This is a genomic window from Microbacterium sp. LWS13-1.2 (assembly GCF_040144835.1).
Taxonomy (GTDB): Bacteria; Actinomycetota; Actinomycetes; order Actinomycetales; family Microbacteriaceae; genus Microbacterium.
Genome location: NZ_CP151632.1, coordinates 508,388 through 521,521, shown reverse-complemented (window position 1 = coordinate 521,521; position 13,134 = coordinate 508,388). Strand labels below are relative to the sequence as shown.

At 69.5% G+C, this 13,134-nt stretch carries 11 protein-coding genes; 5 read left to right on the top strand and 6 right to left on the bottom strand.

Translation table 11 applies throughout. From position 1 onward, the window contains the following. Nucleotides 1-20: 20 nt before the first annotated feature. The 3 genes from MRBLWS13_RS02505 to MRBLWS13_RS02495 all read right to left on the bottom strand — a co-directional run bounded on the left by MRBLWS13_RS02505 (nucleotide 21) and on the right by MRBLWS13_RS02495 (nucleotide 3,227). A complete protein-coding gene (locus MRBLWS13_RS02505) occupies nucleotides 21-716 on the bottom strand; it encodes a coenzyme F420-0:L-glutamate ligase (protein ID WP_349427498.1) in 696 nt (231 codons plus the stop codon). Then, a complete protein-coding gene (locus MRBLWS13_RS02500) occupies nucleotides 713-2,059 on the bottom strand; it encodes an RNA polymerase sigma factor (RefSeq protein WP_349427497.1) in 1,347 nt (448 codons plus the stop codon). Before MRBLWS13_RS02500 ends, MRBLWS13_RS02505 begins: the two co-directional genes overlap by 4 nt. A 247-nt stretch (nucleotides 2,060-2,306) precedes the next feature. Then, entirely contained in the window at nucleotides 2,307-3,227 is a 921-nt protein-coding gene (locus MRBLWS13_RS02495) for a PAC2 family protein (protein WP_349427496.1), read from the bottom strand. An 86-nt stretch (nucleotides 3,228-3,313) separates the two neighbouring features. Here MRBLWS13_RS02495 and MRBLWS13_RS02490 point away from each other — a divergent pair, with 86 nt between their 5' ends. The 3 genes from MRBLWS13_RS02490 to sucB all read left to right on the top strand — a co-directional run bounded on the left by MRBLWS13_RS02490 (nucleotide 3,314) and on the right by sucB (nucleotide 7,991). Beyond that, a complete protein-coding gene (locus MRBLWS13_RS02490; protein WP_349427495.1) occupies nucleotides 3,314-4,801 on the top strand; it encodes a leucyl aminopeptidase in 1,488 nt (495 codons plus the stop codon). Further along, nucleotides 4,798-6,171, top strand: coding sequence for a dihydrolipoyl dehydrogenase (gene lpdA / locus MRBLWS13_RS02485; RefSeq protein ID WP_349427494.1), 1,374 nt, complete (start codon nucleotides 4,798-4,800; stop codon nucleotides 6,169-6,171). Before MRBLWS13_RS02490 ends, lpdA begins: the two co-directional genes overlap by 4 nt. 62 nt (nucleotides 6,172-6,233) lie before the next feature. After that, entirely contained in the window at nucleotides 6,234-7,991 is a 1,758-nt protein-coding gene (sucB, locus tag MRBLWS13_RS02480) for a 2-oxoglutarate dehydrogenase, E2 component, dihydrolipoamide succinyltransferase (RefSeq protein ID WP_349427493.1), read from the top strand. A gap of 11 nt (nucleotides 7,992-8,002) precedes the next feature. On the opposite strand, the gene MRBLWS13_RS02475 is transcribed toward sucB, so the two are convergent. Continuing rightward, entirely contained in the window at nucleotides 8,003-9,316 is a 1,314-nt protein-coding gene (locus MRBLWS13_RS02475; RefSeq protein WP_349427492.1) for a hypothetical protein, read from the bottom strand. A gap of 125 nt (nucleotides 9,317-9,441) precedes the next feature. On the opposite strand from MRBLWS13_RS02475, the gene MRBLWS13_RS02470 reads away from it, so the two are divergent. After that, nucleotides 9,442-10,152 carry a DUF4191 domain-containing protein gene (locus tag MRBLWS13_RS02470; RefSeq protein WP_349427491.1) on the top strand — a complete coding sequence of 237 codons (711 nt, stop codon included), beginning with the start codon at nucleotides 9,442-9,444 and terminating at the stop codon, nucleotides 10,150-10,152. Between the two features lie 47 nt (nucleotides 10,153-10,199). Here MRBLWS13_RS02470 and MRBLWS13_RS02465 read toward each other — a convergent pair whose 3' ends face one another. Beyond that, nucleotides 10,200-10,592, bottom strand: coding sequence for an RDD family protein (locus tag MRBLWS13_RS02465; protein ID WP_308867207.1), 393 nt, complete (start codon nucleotides 10,590-10,592; stop codon nucleotides 10,200-10,202). A 132-nt stretch (nucleotides 10,593-10,724) separates the two neighbouring features. On the opposite strand from MRBLWS13_RS02465, the gene glnA reads away from it, so the two are divergent. After that, nucleotides 10,725-12,149 carry a type I glutamate--ammonia ligase gene (gene glnA, locus MRBLWS13_RS02460; protein WP_349427490.1) on the top strand — a complete coding sequence of 475 codons (1,425 nt, stop codon included), beginning with the start codon at nucleotides 10,725-10,727 and terminating at the stop codon, nucleotides 12,147-12,149. Between the two features lie 109 nt (nucleotides 12,150-12,258). Here glnA and MRBLWS13_RS02455 read toward each other — a convergent pair whose 3' ends face one another. Next, nucleotides 12,259-13,080, bottom strand: coding sequence for an MBL fold metallo-hydrolase (locus MRBLWS13_RS02455; protein ID WP_349427489.1), 822 nt, complete (start codon nucleotides 13,078-13,080; stop codon nucleotides 12,259-12,261). Nucleotides 13,081-13,134 lie beyond the last annotated feature (54 nt).

Here is a 13,134-nt window from a genome sequence, read left to right as displayed (position 1 = left end):
GCGCCTTCACATGACTGCGATCAGACCGCGCGGACGATGCCGAGCGGTGTGGACTGGTGCCCCTGACCGAGCGGGTTGTCCTTGAGGATCGCGACGAGGCGCTTCTCCCCCGCCTTGTCGAGGGTCGAGCCGAGGATGTTGCCGCCGAGGTCGTTGATGTCGACCACGGCCACCTCGGGCGCACCGCCGAGCAGAGCCTTGACCTGCTGGGCGACCTCGCGCGGATGCGCGGGGCCCAGCACGACCGCCTTGTTGTACGGCGGGATCGTGCCTGACGTGGGACCGTCGATCGCCCGGGCCTTGTCGCCGGCGATGCGGTAGAAGTCGCCCTTGCGCCCGAACAGCTTCGTTACGGCAGACACCGCTGCCGCGAACAGGATGCGGATCGGACCGCACTCGCGCAGCGCCATCTCCATGGTCTCGGGCATGCCGAGACCGATGCCGTACGGGGTGCGCGTGACGTACTTCGAGAGGAAGAACGCGAGCCGGCGGGGCTTGATGTCCTCGACGAGGTACGAGCGGCCCTGCGTGATCGCGACGATCTTCTCCGTCACGAACAGCAGGTCGCCCTCGCGCACGACGTCCGCCGCGTACTCGCGGATGAACTCGTCGAGGTCGTCGCCCGGCATCACGACCCGCGTGCGGATCGGGATGCGCGCGAACGACGAGCCTTCGACCTGGACGGTGAGCGCCTTGCCGGCGTTCGCCTCGCTCACTCGAGGTAGTCCCGCAGGGACTGGGAGCGGGACGGATGCCGCAGCTTCGCCATGGTCTTCGACTCGATCTGGCGGATGCGCTCGCGGGTGACCCCGAACGTGTCGCCGATCTGGTCGAGCGTCTTGGGCTGGCCGTCGCCGAGGCCGAACCGCATGCGGATCACGCCGGCCTCGCGCTCCGAGAGCGAATCGAGGAGCGACTCGAGCTGACGCTGCAGCATCGTGAAGCCCACCGCGTCGGCGGGAACCACGGCCTCGGTGTCCTCGATGAGGTCACCGAACTCGCTGTCGCCGTCCTCGCCGAGAGGAGTGTGCAGCGAGATCGGCTCACGGCCGTACTTCTGCACCTCGATGACCTTCTCGGGGGTCATGTCGAGCTCGCGGCTGAGCTCCTCGGGCGTGGGTTCGCGACCGAGGTCCTGCAGCATCTGACGCTGGACGCGCGCGAGCTTGTTGATGACCTCGACCATGTGCACCGGGATGCGGATGGTGCGCGCCTGGTCGGCCATGGCGCGCGTGATGGCCTGACGGATCCACCAGGTCGCGTACGTCGAGAACTTGAAGCCCTTGGTGTAGTCGAACTTCTCGACCGCGCGGATGAGGCCGAGGTTGCCCTCCTGGATGAGGTCCAGGAACTGCATGCCACGACCCGTGTAGCGCTTCGCGAGCGACACCACGAGACGCAGGTTGGCGCCCAGAAGGTGGCTCTTCGCGCGCTGGCCGTCGCGGGCGACCCACTGCAGGTCGAGTCCGAGTTGCGAGCTCTTCTCAGCGGCCGACATGTGCGACAGCTTCTCTTCGGCGAACAGTCCCGCCTCGATGCGCATCGCGAGCTCGACCTCTTCGGCCGCGTTCAGCAGCGGCACCTTGCCGATCTGCTTCAGGTAGTCCTTGACGGGGTCGGCCGTGGCGCCGGTGATCTGCGTCGAGTACACGGGGACGTCGTCCTCGTCGCTCGACGAGATGACGATCGCACCCGTGGGCAGAGGCTCGGTGAACACGGGCTTCGTGCTCTCCTCGTCCTCCTCGTCGTCGTCGGACGCGGCGGCGTCGTCGGTGGAGGCCTTCGCGTCCTTGGCGGCCGGGGCCGCCTCCGCGGTGTCGTCCGCGGCATCCGTTTCGATGTCGTCGGCCTCGATCTCGACGTCGTCGTCGAGCTCCTCGACGTCGTCCTCGAAGTCGTCGTCCGACTTCTTCGCGCGCTTGGACGCGGTCTTCGGTGCCGCCTTGGACTTGGCGGCGCCCTTCGCTGCGGGAGCCTTCTTCGCGGCGGGAGTCGTCGCCTGGTCCGTCTCGGTGTCCTTCGCGGCCGAGCGAGCCTTGGTGTTCGTGCCTGGAGTCACGTTTCGCCTTTCACCGGTCGACACGCCCTGCGTGTCTCCGGTCGGTTTCGGACACTAGTAAGACCCTTGTCAAGTCCACATCTTCAGCCGGAAGCCGGACGAAGACGGTTGACAACGGGTCAGAGCGTCTAGTATCTCATACTTGCCGTGCGCCGCCAGCATCGCCCCGCGTGGACCGGCGCACCTCCATCACCCAATTCAACGCGCTGGTCCGGCGTGGAATTCCACCCACGCCGCAGCCGAAGGATCAGGAGCCGCGCTTGTCGTCCTCCGCCGGACGTGTCGCGAGGAATCGCTCGAGTTCGGCGGCGAGCTCGTCGGCGCTCGGCAGATCGCCGGTATGGATCATCGGGGTGGCCAGCGTCGACCCCGCCATGTAGGCGTCGTAGCGCTCTTCGAGTCCCTGCACCATCCGGGCCAGCTCGTCGCTGCCCTCGATCTGCTCGGTGACCTTTTCGAGGTACTCGCGGTTCTCGTCGCGCAGGTCGTCGCCCGCGAAGACGAGGCCCGTCGCGACGGTGAGACTGTCCAGCGCCGCGAGAGCCGCGGCGGGGTACTCGGTGTCACCCAGGTAGTGCGGGATGAGCAGGACGAAGCCGGCGATGCGCACCCCGGCTGCGGCGAGCCGGTACTCGAGCAGATGACCGGCGGTGGCGGGCACCTGGGTGTGGGGCTGCCACACCGAGTGCGCCTCGGTGAGCTCTGACCGCGTGCCGCTGACGGTGGTGCCGATCGGTCGCGTGTGAGGGACGGGCATCGGGATCGCGTGGACCCACGTGACCGTCGACACGCCGTAGCTCTCGGCGAGATCGAGCACGGCGCCGGCGAAGGCGTCCCAGGCGAAGTCGGGCTCGTAGCCCGCCAGCAGCAGGAACGGCTGCCCGAGCGCATCGTGGGCGAACGAGAGCTCCAGACGCGGCGGCCGGTAGTCGGTGAGGTGGTCCTTCTCGAACGACACGATGGGCCGGCGCGCACGGTAGTCCAGCAGCGTGTCGTTGGAGAAGACGGCCAGCGGCGACGGCGACAGATCGTCGCGGAAGTAGTCGATGACTCGGCTCACGGCGCTGCCGGCGTCGGTGAACCCGGTCAGGGCGATCACGAGCGGCAGCCCGCGCGGCACGGGCGGCGCGGAAGCCGCACGCTCGAACAGCGGGCCGGGAAAAGGCATGGTCCCATGCTACGAGTCACCCCGACATGGTCGGGTCGCGCCGGTCGCGCTCAGAGCGAACAGTCGTCGTCCCTAGGATGGAGACCATGTCGTTTCCCGACCTCGAGTACCGCACCGCACCCGTCCGAGAGTCCGACGCCGACCTCCTGCTCGTCGCACTCCCCCCGCTCGAGGCCGAGGACTCCCCCGACCTGTCCGACTGGCCGGGACTTCGCGATGCGCTCCTCGGTGTGGGCTTCACGGGCGCTGCAGGCTCATGGGTCCGCGCATACGCGCCGGAGGCCACCACGCAGCCACTGGCCGTCGTCGGCACGGGATCGGATCCGGATGCCGCGGCTCTGCGTGACGCGATCGGCGCTGCGATCCGCGCGCTGACCGGGTTCGCGACAGTCGCCGTCGCCGCGCCGTACGCCGACCCCGCCCTGTGGACCGCGATCGCGGAGGGCGCGGCCCTCGGGGGCTACCGGTTCGACGGGTACAAGAGCGAGGCGCCCAAGCCGCGCGCTGCGCGCGTCGTCGTCCACGGCACGGCCGAACCCGACGACACCGCCCTGAAGCTCATCGTCGAGACCGCGGCATCCGTCGCCCTGGTGAAGGACCTCGTCAACATCCCGGCGGAGTGGCTCGGCCCCGCCGACGTCGCCCGGCGGGCCGCCGAGTCCGTGTCGGATCTGCCCGTCACCGTCGAGATCCTCGACGAGGAGGCGCTGCGCGAGCAGGGCTACGGCGGCATCCTCGGCGTCGGCCAGGGATCGGATCGCCCGCCGCGCCTGGTGCGTCTCGAGTACGCACCCGAGGGCGCCGCCAGGCACGTCGCGCTCGTGGGCAAGGGCATCACGTTCGACACCGGCGGGCTGTCGCTCAAGCCGGCGGCCTCGATGGTCGGGATGAAGTACGACATGGCCGGAGCCGCGACAGTGCTCGCAGTGCTCAAGGCCGCGGCATCCGTCGGAGCGCCCGTCAAGGTGACGGCATGGCTGTGCCTCGCCGACAACATGCCCTCGGGGCGCGCGACGCGCCCGGGCGACGTGCTGCGCCTGCTCGACGGCACCACGGTCGAGGTGCTCAACACCGACGCCGAGGGGCGCCTCGTCCTCGCCGACGGACTCGTCGCCGCCAGTCGCGAGCACCCCGATGTCATCGTCGACGTCGCCACCCTCACCGGTGCGATCCTGATCGCCCTCGGCACGCGCCACACCGGCGTGATGGGCGACGACGAAGCCGTGGCGGCGTATCTGGCCGCCGCCGCCGTGGCCGGCGAGCCCGCATGGCAGCTGCCCCTGCCCGGCCACATGGTCGAGGAGCTCGATTCGCCGATCGCCGACCTGCAGAACGCCAAGATCGGCGATCCCGCCGGCGGTTCGCTCTTCGCAGGCCTGTTCCTGCGTCACTTCGTCGGCCGCACGGCCGACGAGGAAGATGCGCCCCGCATCCCGTGGGTTCATCTCGACATCGCCGGCAGCGGCACCCACAAGGGCGCGCCGTACGGCTTCACCGACAAGGGACCGACTGCCGCGACAGTGCGCAGCTTGATCCGCTTCGTCCTGGCTGACCTCGATGAGGAGGCACGATGACCGACCATTCCTTCGATCTCGTCATTCTGGGCGGTGGGAGCGGCGGCTATGCGGCCGCACTCCGCGCCGCGGAACTCGGCAAGACCGTCGCCCTCGTCGAGAAGGACAAGGTGGGAGGCACCTGCCTGCACCGCGGCTGCATCCCCACGAAGGCGCTGCTGCACGCCGCCGAAGTCGCCGACACCGCACGGGATGCCTCGGCCATCGGCATCCGCGCCACCTTCGAGGGCGTCGACCCGGCCGGTGTGCGTGCCTACCGCGAAGGCATCGTCGCGAAGAAGTACAAGGGCCTCGAAGGCCTCGTGAAGGCTCGCGGCATCACGGTCGTGAACGGCGAGGGCCGGCTCGAGGCAGGACCGGCCGTCCGCGTCGGCGACGACCTCTACCTCGGCACCGACGTCGTGCTCGCGACCGGGTCGTACAGCCGCACGCTTCCGGGGCTCGAGATCGGCGGCCGCATCCTCACCAGCGAGCACGCCCTCGAGCTCGACGAGATCCCCACGAGCGTCGTCATCCTCGGCGGCGGCGTCATCGGCGTCGAGTTCGCGAGCGTGTGGCGCTCGTTCGGCGCCGACGTCACGATCGTCGAGGCGCTCGACCACCTCGTGCCGAACGAGGACGTGGCGATCAGCAAGGGCCTCGAGCGTGCATTCCGCCGCCGCGGCATCCAGTACTCCCTCGGTGTGCGCTTCCAGACCGCGACGCAGACGGCGGATGCCGTCACCGTGACCCTGGAGGACGGCAAGACGTTCACCGCCGACTACCTCCTGGTGGCCGTGGGCCGCGGACCGGCGTCTGCCGGCCTCGGCTACGAGGAGGCCGGCGTCACCATCGACCGCGGATTCGTGCTCACCGACGAGCGTCTGCGCACCGGCGTCGACCACGTGTGGGCCGTCGGCGACATCGTCCCGGGGCTGCAGCTCGCCCACCGCGGATTCCAGCAGGGCATCTTCGTCGCCGAGGAGATCGCGGGCCACTCCCCCGTCGTGATCCCCGACGCGCAGATCCCCAAGGTCACCTACAGCCACCCCGAGGTGGCGTCCGTCGGTCTCACGGAGGCGCAGGCCGCAGATGTGCACGGCGCCGACGGGATCGTCGCGTACGAGTACAACCTCGCGGGCAACGGCAAGAGCGAGATCCTGGGCACGAGCGGCATCGTCAAGGTCGTGCGCGCCAAGGACGGACCGGTCCTCGGGGTGCACCTCATCGGCGATCGCGTCGGGGAGCTCATCACCGAAGGGCAGCTCGTCGTGGGGTGGGAAGCCCACCCCGAAGACATCGCCCCATACATCCACGCGCACCCGACGCAGTCCGAAGCGCTCGGCGAGGCGTTCCTCGCCCTCGCGGGCAAGCCGCTGCACGCGCTCTGACCCTCGCGGTCGCCCCTCATCACTAAGCTAGATCCGATATTTCTTCAGAAGGAGACATCCTCATGAGCACATCCGTGGTCCTCCCCGCTCTCGGTGAGAGCGTGACCGAGGGAACGGTCACCCGCTGGCTCAAGAACGTCGGCGACACGGTCCAGGCGGACGAGGGCCTGCTCGAGATCTCCACGGACAAGGTGGACACCGAGATCCCGTCGCCGGTCAGCGGCGTCATCGAGGAGATCCTCGTCCAGGAGGACGAGACTGTCGAGGTCGGCGCCGTGCTGGCGAAGATCGGCGACGGCTCCGGTGCCGCCGAGGCGCCCGCTCCGGAGGCTGCCGCCGCCGAGGCTCCGGCCCCCGAGGCCGAGGCTCCGGCCGCGCCGGCCGAGGCTCCCGCCGCCGAGGCGGCTCCCGCTGAGGCGGCGCCGGCGCAGGCCGCTGCACCCGCCGGCGGAGGCAAGGAGATCGTCCTGCCCGAACTCGGCGAGAGCGTCACCGAAGGAACCGTCACCCGCTGGCTCAAGCAGGTCGGCGACGAGGTCGCCGTGGACGAGCCGCTCCTCGAGATCTCCACCGACAAGGTCGACACCGAGATCCCCTCCCCGTTCGCCGGTGTGCTCCAGGAGATCCTGGCCGCCGAAGACGAGACCGTCGCCGTGGGCGCGCCGCTGGCGCGCATCGGCGAAGCGGGTGCGTCCGCCCCGGCGGCTCCGGCTGAGGCGCCCGCCGCGGCCGCCCCGGCGCCCGCTGAGGCTCCGGCTCCCGCTGCCGCCGCTCCGGCGGCTGCGCCCGCCGCCCCGGCCCCGGCCGCCGCTCCGGCTGCCCCTGCACCGGCGCCCGCCGCCCCGGCTCCTGCCGCGTCTGCCCCGGCCGCCGCACCGGCGCCGGCATCGGCGCCCTCCCTCGTCTCCGAGGACGACGGCATCACGTACGTCACGCCGCTGGTGCGCCGCCTCGCTCAGCAGCAGGGGGTCGACCTCGCCTCGGTGAAGGGCACCGGCGTCGGCGGCCGCATCCGCAAGGAGGACGTGCTCAAGGCGGCTGAGGCCGCGTCGGCCCCGCCCGCTCCCGCGGCGGCGCCCGCCCCGGCACCGCTCGAGGTGTCGCCGCTGCGCGGCACGACGCAGCCGATGTCGCGCCTGCGCAAGGTGCTCGCCCAGCGTGCTGTCGAGTCGATGCAGTCGACCGCCCAGCTGACGAGCGTCGTCGAGGTAGACGTCACCAAGCTCGCGACCTTCCGCGACAAGGTGAAGAACGACTTCCTCGCGAAGACGGGCGACAAGCTGTCGTTCCTGCCCTTCTTCGCCCTGGCTGCCGCCGAGGCGCTGCAGGCGTACCCCGTGGTCAACTCCACCGTCGACGGCGACCAGATCGTCTACCCCGCGAGCGAGAACGTGTCGATCGCGGTCGACACCGAGCGTGGGCTGCTGACCCCGGTGCTCCGCGATGCGGCGTCGAAGAACCTGGCGCAGATCGCGCATGAGATCGCCGATCTCGCGGCCCGCACGCGCGAGAACAAGCTGAAGCCGGACGAGCTGGCGGGCGGCACCTTCACGCTGACCAACACCGGCTCGCGCGGTGCGCTGTTCGACACGCCCGTCGTGTTCCTGCCGCAGACGGCGATCCTCGGAACCGGTGTGGTCGTCAAGCGCCCCGGCATCGTGACGGTCGACGGCAAGGAAGCGATCTCGGTGCGTTCGTACGTGTACCTCGCGCTGTCGTACGACCACCGCGTCATCGACGGTGCGGACGCCGCGCGCTTCCTCGGCGCGGTGAAGTCGCGTCTCGAGGCTGCGGCGTTCGAGGGGCAGCTCGGGATCTGACCCAGACCCCCTCACCGCTCAGGCTGCTGCGCGACGTCCGACACGTCGCGCAGCAGCCATTTCTCGTCTCGGCGCAGGATCACGATCATCTGCGAGGGGCGGGTGCCGTCTGCGGCGTCCACGCGAAGCACCGCGATGTCGCCGAAGTCGTCCAGGAGCGTGAGAGTTCGTTCGGTGGCAGGAAGGTCGACGGTTCCTCCCGGCAGCGACACCGCATCGACGACCACCGACGCCAGGCAGTCGGAGGCGTTCCCGCACGCGAGACGCGCGTCGAGCAGGGCACCTGCGACCTGAGCGAGATCGGCGGGTGAGCCGGCATCCGTCGGCGCGTCGCCCGGACTCGTCGGCGTGTCATCGCTCGCGCGCTCCGTGCCGCTCGGCGTCGGCGTCACGACGTCGGTGGGATTCTCGGTGGCGACACCGCCGGCCGTCGGCCAGAGTGCACCGCCGGCGAGCACCGCTGCGGCGACGGCGCCGCCGACGAGCCAGGGAGCTCTCCGGGAGGCAGGCTTCCCGACCCGTTCCGAACGGCGCAGCCGGCGCCACGCCGCCGTCGTCGCCCGCGAGACGGTGTCGGCGAAGTCGTTGTCGACGCCCGCGACAAGGCTCTGCCACATCGAGGGCGGAGCCGGCTCGTCCTGGAGTGCGACGCCCGCGTGAGCGGGCTCCTGCCGGCGCACGCCACCCTCCACCGCACTGCGCGGGCTGAGGCTCACCGTGCTGAGCGGCTCCGGCGTGGCGATCGCGAACAGGGCCTCTTCGGCGGCCTCCAGTTCGCGGACCGAGATGCGCTCAGCGGTCACCGCGTTCACAGCCGTTCTCCATGTCCGCTGAGCACTCGCCTCGACGCTCACGCGCTCGAGCGCCGCCGCGGCGGCTTCCCGCGCCGGGCGGGGCGAGGAATCCGTCGCCAGCACCGGGCGGCCCGCGCCGTCGAGCCACCAGTCCCCCGTCATCTGCGGTGACCCGGCGATCTGCGCGCACCCCCGCAGCACGCTCACTCCGAGCGTCACCGCTTCGCCCGTGCTGAGCGGCATCCGCGCCGCACGTCGCCCCACGAACTCCTCGAGACGCTCGACGCAGACCGGCAGCGCCACGTCGTGACCGTCGGGTCGCCGGCGGATGTCGAGCGGAGCGAGCACGTGGCCGTCGGGTGCCGCATCCCATCCGATCCACTCCGGACCGAGGGCTTCGGCATCGACCATGACGCACGCGTCGCCGCCAGCCGTGTGCACCAGAAGACCCGGCCACGGTCCGTCCTCGCGGGCACGGACCGTGCGAATCGCACGATACGGCGCCCCGAGCAGTCCTTCGACGGTGGTCATGGCGACAGTCTGCGCGGCACGGCGAGCACACAGCGGTCGTGGTGAGCGGTTCTGTGGACGGACGCACGGAGCGCGGGACTGTGGAGGAGCCGAGGAGGACGCCGCGAAAAGGTAGGCTGAAAGGTATGGCCGCGCGCAGTTCCGCCCCCGAGAAGGGCCCTGGATTCTTCTCCCAGATCCGCACCCTCTACACCTTCACCCAGAAGGAGTTCCGCTGGCTGCCGTACCTGCTGGCCGGCATCCTCCTCCTCGGCATCGCAGCGGGTGTGGGCATCGGGTTCGCGATCCCGCCGGTCGCCGTGTGGAGCATCATCCTGTGGGGCGTCACCGGCCTCATGCTCGGCGTCCTGGCATCGATGATGACGATGACGCGGCTGTCCACCCGCGCGATGTACAAGAAGATCGACGGGATGCCGGGAGCCACCGGGCACGTCATGTCGACGTCGCTCGGGCGCAAGTGGCAGGCCAGCGAGATGCCGGTGGGCATCAACCCCAAGACGCAGGAGGCGGTCTACCGCGCGATCGGGCGCGGCGGCGTCGTGATCGTGGGTGAGGGCGCCCGCGGCCGCCTCACGCGTCTCGTCAACGACGAGCGCTCCAAGGTGCAGCGCGTCGCATCGGGTGTCCCCGTGACGGTGCTGTACATCGGCCACGGCGAGGGCGAGGTGCCGATCGCGAAGCTCTCGTCGACGATCAAGGCGCTTCCCACGAAGATCGATCGCGCCACGATGGCCGCGGTCATCAAGCGTGTCGAGTCGGTCTCGCAGTCCCTGACGTCACTGCCCATCCCGAAGGGCATCGACCCCACGAAGGCGCGCGCTCCGCGACCGCGGTGATCGCAGCAGTCAGACAGAGATCGGCCCGGCACGCGCCGGGCCGATCGTCATGAGCGGATGAGCACCGTTCCGGCGGCCTTGTCGTGCAGACCGCGCTGGTCGGCATCCCAGATGACGGCCGGGATCGCGAGTACGAGCAGGGCCGTGCGGATCACGGGTCGCCAGAGGCCGACCCACGCGCCGTCGACGCGCACGAGCCGCAGGCCGAAGATGCGGTGACCGGGGCTTCCCTGCAGCGTCGGCAGGAAGACGATCTGGATCGCGGCGAAGATCGCCAGGATCGCGAGCGGGTCCCATCCGAAGAATCCCGAGATGAGATACGCGGCGCCGTAGTCGACGAAGAGTGCGCCCACACGGCGGCCGAGCCGGCCGATCGATCCGGTGCCCTCTCGGGGCAGTCCGAGTCGTTCGCCGGGGTAGTCCTGGGTGCTCTGCGTCACTTCCCCAGCGTATACAGGTCGTCGTAACATCCCGGAAACACAAGTGATACTGCCGGGCAATCCCCTGCGGGTAGCTTGCCAGCAAGCCCGGCCCGCACGGGCGGATCCGAATGCCCTACCTCTGGAGTCTTCATGTTCAAAGATTCATCCGAGGTGCTGAAGTTCATCAAGGACGAGGACGTCAAGTTCCTCGACATCCGTTTCACGGACCTTCCTGGCGTGCAGCAGCACTTCAACATCCCGGCCTCCACCGTTGACGAAGAGTTCTTCACGGTCGGCCAGCTGTTCGACGGCTCCTCCATCCGGGGATTCGCGAACATCCACGAATCGGACATGCAGCTGATCCCGGACGTGTCGACGGCCTACCTCGACCCGTTCCGCGAGGCGAAGACCCTCGTCATGGTGTTCGACATCTACAACCCCCGCAACGGAGAGATCTACGCGAAGGACCCGCGTCAGGTCGCCAAGAAGGCGGAGAAGTACCTCGCGTCGACCGGCATCGCCGACACCGCGTTCTTCGCTCCCGAGGCGGAGTTCTACATCTTCGACGACGTCCGCTACGAGGTGAAGCAGAACTCGAGCTTCTACTCCGTCGACTCCGAAGAGGGCGCCTGGAACTCGGGCCGCGCCGAAGAGGGCGGCAACCTGGCCAACAAGACCCCGTACAAGGGCGGCTACTTCCCCGTCTCGCCGGTCGACAAGACGGCGGACCTGCGCGATGACATCAGCCTCCGCCTCATCGAGTCGGGTCTGATCCTCGAGCGCGCCCACCACGAGGTGGGCACCGGCGGTCAGCAGGAGATCAACTACCGCTTCGACACCATGGTGCACGCGGCCGACGACATCCTGAAGTTCAAGTACATCGTCAAGAACGTCGCCAACGAGTGGGGCAAGGTCGCGACCTTCATGCCCAAGCCGCTCTTCGGCGACAACGGCTCCGGCATGCACACGCACCAGTCGCTGTGGCTCGAGGGCAAGCCCCTCTTCTACGACGAGAAGGGCTACGCGCAGCTCTCCGACCTGGCCCGCTGGTACATCGGCGGCATCCTGGCGCACGCGCCGGCGCTGCTCGCGTTCACCAACCCGACGCTGAACTCGTACAAGCGCCTCGTCAAGGGCTACGAGGCCCCGGTCAACCTGGTCTACTCGGCCGGAAACCGCTCGGCCGCGATCCGCATCCCGATCACGGGCTCCAACCCGAAGGCCAAGCGCATCGAGTTCCGCGCGCCGGACGCCTCGGGCAACCCGTACCTCGCCTTCGCCGCCCAGCTGATGGCCGGCCTCGACGGCATCCAGAACCGCATCGAGCCGCACGAGCCGGTCGACAAGGACCTGTACGAGCTTCCCCCCGAGGAGGCGAAGAACATCCCGCAGGTGCCGAACTCGCTGCTCGACTCGCTGGACGCGCTCCGCGCCGACCACGAGTTCCTGCTGAAGGGCGGCGTCTTCACGCCCGAGCTGATCGAGACGTGGATCGAGTACAAGATCGAGAACGAGATCCAGCCGCTCAACGCGCGTCCGCACCCGTTCGAGTACGAGCTGTACTTCGGGGTCTGACACCCCTGAGCACCATGACTCCTCCGGACTCCCGCTCAGGGAGTTCGGAGGAGTTCTGGTTTCTGCGCGAGGGCTCGGTCGGCTCGGCCATCCGGCCGATCAGCTGCCCTTATGAACCGTCGAAGCGGCTTCTCTTCTCAGCAACGCGCTCCATCTGCCACTCGTGCACCTCTGGCAGCCACTCGAGCGGCGCCGATGCGCCTACCCGCTCATCGTCCGGCACACGGCCGTCGCGCAGAGCCTCGGCGTACGTCCGGTCCTGCTCGATTCGCCGTCGTACGTCCCCCGCCCTTCCGATGGAGCCGTGGCCGGGGACGACAGCACGCACGTCGTCGGCGATGCTCTCGAACAGTCCTAGTGCCGCCAGGTAGTCGCCGAGCGGATCGGCTGCGTCGAGATCGAGGAAGGGCATCAGGATGTCGGACAGCATGTCACCGGCGACGAGCACACCGGCGCCCTCGACCAGCAGCGCCGCGTGGCCCACGGCGTGGGCCCGATGCTCCATGACCCGCACCCGGGGACCGTCCCAGGGGACCTCAACGGCGTCGGAGGGCATTCCGGTGATGAGGCCGAACAGCTCCATCGGGATGTCGTCCTCATACTCCGGCGGCAGCGCACCGGCCAGCTGACTCTTCCAGTCCGCCTGCGCGAGCAGTTCCTGCATCGCTGCCGCGCAGCGGGCCGTGCCGAGACGCGGTGCCTCGCCGAGCGCGGGATGCCACAGCACATGGTCCCAGTCGGGATGCGTCGCGAAGCCCGCCACGACGCGCTGACCCATCGCGCGGATGTCGTCGGCGAGGTCCGCCAGCTCGTCGCTCGTGATGCCGGGGTCGACGACCAGCACGCCGTCGCCGCCTTGGACGACGACGGCGTTGCTCTTGATGAAGTCGCTCGTGTGGACGAACACCCCGTCAGCGATCTCGGTGAGCATGGCATGTCTCCCGCCTGTGGATCTGGGACCGGGCGCGTCAGGATCGCCAGCGGT

Excerpts from the sequence above, each read along its gene's own strand:
- glnA (WP_349427490.1), top strand. The coding sequence starts at position 10,725 with ATGTTCAAAGATTCATCCGAGGTGCTGAAGTTCATCAAGGACGAGGAC.
- MRBLWS13_RS02470 (WP_349427491.1), top strand. The coding sequence starts at position 9,442 with ATGGCCGCGCGCAGTTCCGCCCCCGAGAAGGGCCCTGGATTCTTCTCC.
- lpdA (WP_349427494.1), top strand. The coding sequence starts at position 4,798 with ATGACCGACCATTCCTTCGATCTCGTCATTCTGGGCGGTGGGAGCGGC.
- MRBLWS13_RS02490 (WP_349427495.1), top strand. The coding sequence starts at position 3,314 with ATGTCGTTTCCCGACCTCGAGTACCGCACCGCACCCGTCCGAGAGTCC.
- MRBLWS13_RS02475 (WP_349427492.1), bottom strand. The coding sequence starts at position 9,316 with ATGACCACCGTCGAAGGACTGCTCGGGGCGCCGTATCGTGCGATTCGC.
- sucB (WP_349427493.1), top strand. The coding sequence starts at position 6,234 with ATGAGCACATCCGTGGTCCTCCCCGCTCTCGGTGAGAGCGTGACCGAG.
- MRBLWS13_RS02455 (WP_349427489.1), bottom strand. The coding sequence starts at position 13,080 with ATGCTCACCGAGATCGCTGACGGGGTGTTCGTCCACACGAGCGACTTC.
- MRBLWS13_RS02495 (WP_349427496.1), bottom strand. The coding sequence starts at position 3,227 with ATGCCTTTTCCCGGCCCGCTGTTCGAGCGTGCGGCTTCCGCGCCGCCC.